Raw genomic sequence first — 3,213 nt, 5'->3', positions numbered from 1 at the left:
GCAGCCACGACGGTGTTCCTCTCCAACGGCGTACCCATCGAAACGGTCAGTTCCATGCTGGGACACAAGAGCATAAAGACAACGCAGATATACGCAAAAATAACAAAAGAGAAGCTCAACCAAGACATGGAGAACCTTGCCGCAAGGTTGAACAGCATTGAGGAATTTGCAGGTTGCACCATCTAAAAAAGAAAAACCATGAAACATGACATAATCATCATAGAGGACAAGGCGGTCAGCGTAACCGGTAACGAGGTATGGATGACCGCCGGAGAAATCGCCGGATTGTTCCACACGGGTGTCCCGGCAGTGAACGCAGCCATCAAAGCCGTCCGCAAGACGGATGTGTTGAGCGACTACGAGGTATGCCGCTACATTCAGCTTGAAAACGGTCTGTATGCGGATGTTTACTCGCTTGAAATCATCATCCCCGTCGCCTTCCGGTTGAACACTTACTATACACACGTATTCCGCACGTGGCTGGTGGGCAAAGCTCTCTCGAAGGAAAAACGGCAGGCATACGTGATGTTCATACAGAACGGGAAAGCCGGGTATTGCTGAACACGTATACGTGCCGACAAAAAGGAAACGGACAGCCCCGCAAGAGTTGTCCGTTTTCTTTTTTCGTTTTCATGCCCCCTTTATTCCATCGGCTTGCGATAATTCGTCTCCAACAGTTCACGTAATCCCGATTCGGGGTAAAGTACCTTTCCTCCTAAGAGGATAAAGGGCAGCACCCTGTTGTTGCGGTATTCCTGCAAGGTACGGCGGCTCACGCGGAGCAACTCCGCCACCTCCCTGTCCGTCAGGTAACGTTCCCCGTCCAGTGGCGGACGGTAACTTTCCAAAAATGCGGAGAGCCATTTAGAGCCTTTGCGCATATTCTGCACCACGGTGGCAAGCGGCTCGTCCTCCATCGTAAAAACATCGTTGTTCTCGTTCATCATAACTTCGGATTCATGGGTGAATAATAAGATTACCTGCCGCCGGGATAGAGCGTGCCGATAAGCGGAATCAGCCTCCTGACTTCTTCCGGCTTGTAATAGAACCTGCGGTTTATCTGCGAGTAGCCGATAAGCCGCTTGTCGCGTAACATTTGCAACGTGCGCGGGCTGATTCTCAACTGCCCGCAGACTTCCTCGCCCGTGAGCCATCTTTCCAGCCGCCCTCCGTCGCTCTTGCGCCTCAGGGCGGCAATCTTCTCCGAGAGGGCGTTGAAGGACGCCACCATCATCTCGAAGGTACTTTTCTCAATAGATACAATTTCCATATTCAAAACATTTCAGAGTTTGCCTCAAAGGTAACGCCGTCCCCGTGAACGTATATCGTTTCCCGCTAAAAGGTTGTATGTTGCGCCGTCTGTCCGGGTCACGGAGCCATTTCCGATAAAAATCTTACGTGAGACACGTAGTGAGCTGTTAAAGCCCCTTTTGTTTATTGCCGAATTTTGCCGCAGAAACCAAAAGAAAGGACTGAATATGAAAGTAATAACGATGGAAAGTTCCGCCTTCACCGCATTGACGGAACAGATCGCCGAAATAGCGGCATACGTGCGTGCCGTTTCCGGCGAAAGGAAAGAAAAATCCGCAGACAGGTTGCTGACCACTCGTGAGACGGCGCATCTGCTGAATGTGAGCACACGCACCCTCCAGCGTATGCGCAGCGAGCATCGCATCGGCTATGTGGTGCTGCGCGGCAAGTGCCGCTACCGCCAGTCGGAAATCGACCGCCTGCTTGCGGACTGCACCGTTATGGAAGACGCGACGACACCGACGGAACTGAAACGGAACCACACGCTATGCACGGGCGGCAACAAACCCAAAGGAAGGAGGACATGAGGTATGGAACTGCTTACCCGAAACAATTTCGAGAGCTGGATGCAGAAACTGATGGAACGACTCGACCGTCAGGACGAACTGCTGCTTTCCTTGCAACCGTCCGGCAAAGCCCCGAACCCGATGGAACGTATCAGGATGTTCGACAACCAAGACCTCTGTATGCTGCTCCAGATCAGCAAGCGCACCCTGCAACGCTACCGCAGCATTGGCGCATTGCCGTACAAGACGCTCGGCAAAAAGACCTATTACAGCGAGGAGGACGTGCTGACGTTCCTTTCTGAACACGTAAAGGATTTCCGAAAAGAAGATATAGCCTTCTACAAGGCTCGTATCCATAATTTCTTTCAAAAATAACCCATTAAAACATTTTTCAGATGGCAAAGAAAAAAGACGAAAAGGACGTGCTGATAGTCCGTGACGAGAAGACGGGCGAGATCAGCGTGGTAGCCGGGCTGGATGCCGACGGCTCTCCCAAGCGTACCCCCGCAAAAGCGGAGAATGCGCAGAGTTTCCTGCAATTCGACCGTTACGGCGACGTGCTGGACAACTTCTTCAAAAACTTCTTTCGGCAGTGCAAGGAACCCAGCCGCTTCGGTTTCTACCGTGTCGCGGCAGACCAAGCCGATAAACTGCTGGCGGTGATGAAAGACCTGCTGAAAAACCCCGAAGCCAACAAGGAACTGCTCGCGCCCCACAAAGTGGACACTTCCGGCTACGAAAAACAGGTAAAGGAAGAGCAGACTACCGAAAAGACGGAGCAAACGGAGCAAAAACAGGATGATCAACCCAAAGAAACCAAAAAACAGGAAGAAATGGAAAAGAAACAGGAACAGAATCAGGAAAGCCCGCAACAACAGACGCAGGGCAGACGGGGCTACCAGCCCATCGACGAGAGCAAAATCAACTGGCAGGAGCTGGAAGAGAAATGGAGTGTGAAACGTGACGACCTTGAAAAGTCCGGCGACCTTGCGAAGATGCTCAACTACGGCAAGTCCGACTTGGTGAAAGTCAAGCCGACTTTCGGCGGCGAATCATTCGAGCTGGACGCCCGCCTTTCTTTCAAGAGGGACAGCGAGGGCAACGTCAGCCTTGTGCCGCACTTCATCCGCAAGGAGCAGAAACTCGATGAGTACAAGGGACACAAGTTATCCGATGACGACCGGAAGAACCTGCGCGAAACGGGCAACCTCGGCAGGGTCGTGGACATCGTGGACAGAGAAACGGGTGAAATAATTCCCTCGTTTATCAGCATAGACCGCAAGACAAATGAAATTACGGACATTCCCGCAAACAAGGTACGCATACCGGAGCGCATCGGAAAGACGGAAATCACCAAGCAGGAACAGGATATGCTGCGTGCCGGGCTACCCGTGCG

General features: G+C 52.2%; 7 protein-coding genes. 5 read left to right on the top strand and 2 right to left on the bottom strand.

Features of this window, described 5'->3' with window-relative positions:
- Positions 1-186: tyrosine-type recombinase/integrase (locus tag Q0Z70_RS13355; RefSeq protein WP_298075278.1), on the top strand; the 186-nt coding region annotated here is incomplete at its 5' end.
- Positions 187-198: 12 nt separating this feature from the next.
- A complete protein-coding gene (locus Q0Z70_RS13350) occupies positions 199-561 on the top strand; it encodes a RhuM protein (protein ID WP_298075277.1) in 363 nt (120 codons plus the stop codon).
- A gap of 80 nt (positions 562-641) precedes the next feature.
- Here Q0Z70_RS13350 and Q0Z70_RS13345 read toward each other — a convergent pair whose 3' ends face one another.
- Both Q0Z70_RS13345 and Q0Z70_RS13340 read right to left on the bottom strand, forming a co-directional pair.
- A complete protein-coding gene (locus Q0Z70_RS13345; protein WP_298075275.1) occupies positions 642-947 on the bottom strand; it encodes a helix-turn-helix domain-containing protein in 306 nt (101 codons plus the stop codon).
- A gap of 29 nt (positions 948-976) precedes the next feature.
- Positions 977-1,270 (bottom strand): helix-turn-helix domain-containing protein, encoded by a 294-nt coding sequence (locus Q0Z70_RS13340; protein WP_298075273.1) that lies wholly within the window; start codon positions 1,268-1,270, stop codon positions 977-979.
- 208 nt (positions 1,271-1,478) lie between these two features.
- Between Q0Z70_RS13340 and Q0Z70_RS13335 the strand changes: the two genes are divergently transcribed.
- From Q0Z70_RS13335 to Q0Z70_RS13325, 3 genes are all read left to right on the top strand, one after another.
- Positions 1,479-1,838 carry a helix-turn-helix domain-containing protein gene (locus Q0Z70_RS13335; RefSeq protein WP_298075271.1) on the top strand — a complete coding sequence of 120 codons (360 nt, stop codon included), beginning with the start codon at positions 1,479-1,481 and terminating at the stop codon, positions 1,836-1,838.
- Positions 1,839-1,841: 3 nt separating this feature from the next.
- On the top strand, positions 1,842-2,192 hold the full coding sequence (locus Q0Z70_RS13330; RefSeq protein WP_298075269.1) for a helix-turn-helix domain-containing protein: 351 nt from the start codon (positions 1,842-1,844) through the stop codon (positions 2,190-2,192).
- 20 nt (positions 2,193-2,212) lie between these two features.
- The coding region (locus Q0Z70_RS13325) for a DUF3945 domain-containing protein (RefSeq protein ID WP_298075266.1) at positions 2,213-3,213 on the top strand (1,001 nt) is incomplete at its 3' end.

It is taken from the genome of uncultured Bacteroides sp., from assembly GCF_947632445.1.
Lineage (GTDB): Bacteria > Bacteroidota > Bacteroidia > Bacteroidales > Bacteroidaceae > Bacteroides.
This window is presented reverse-complemented; position numbering and strand designations above follow the sequence as displayed.

Excerpts from the sequence above, each read along its gene's own strand:
- Q0Z70_RS13350 (WP_298075277.1), top strand. The coding sequence starts at position 199 with ATGAAACATGACATAATCATCATAGAGGACAAGGCGGTCAGCGTAACC.
- Q0Z70_RS13345 (WP_298075275.1), bottom strand. The coding sequence starts at position 947 with ATGATGAACGAGAACAACGATGTTTTTACGATGGAGGACGAGCCGCTT.
- Q0Z70_RS13340 (WP_298075273.1), bottom strand. The coding sequence starts at position 1,270 with ATGGAAATTGTATCTATTGAGAAAAGTACCTTCGAGATGATGGTGGCG.
- Q0Z70_RS13330 (WP_298075269.1), top strand. The coding sequence starts at position 1,842 with ATGGAACTGCTTACCCGAAACAATTTCGAGAGCTGGATGCAGAAACTG.
- Q0Z70_RS13335 (WP_298075271.1), top strand. The coding sequence starts at position 1,479 with ATGAAAGTAATAACGATGGAAAGTTCCGCCTTCACCGCATTGACGGAA.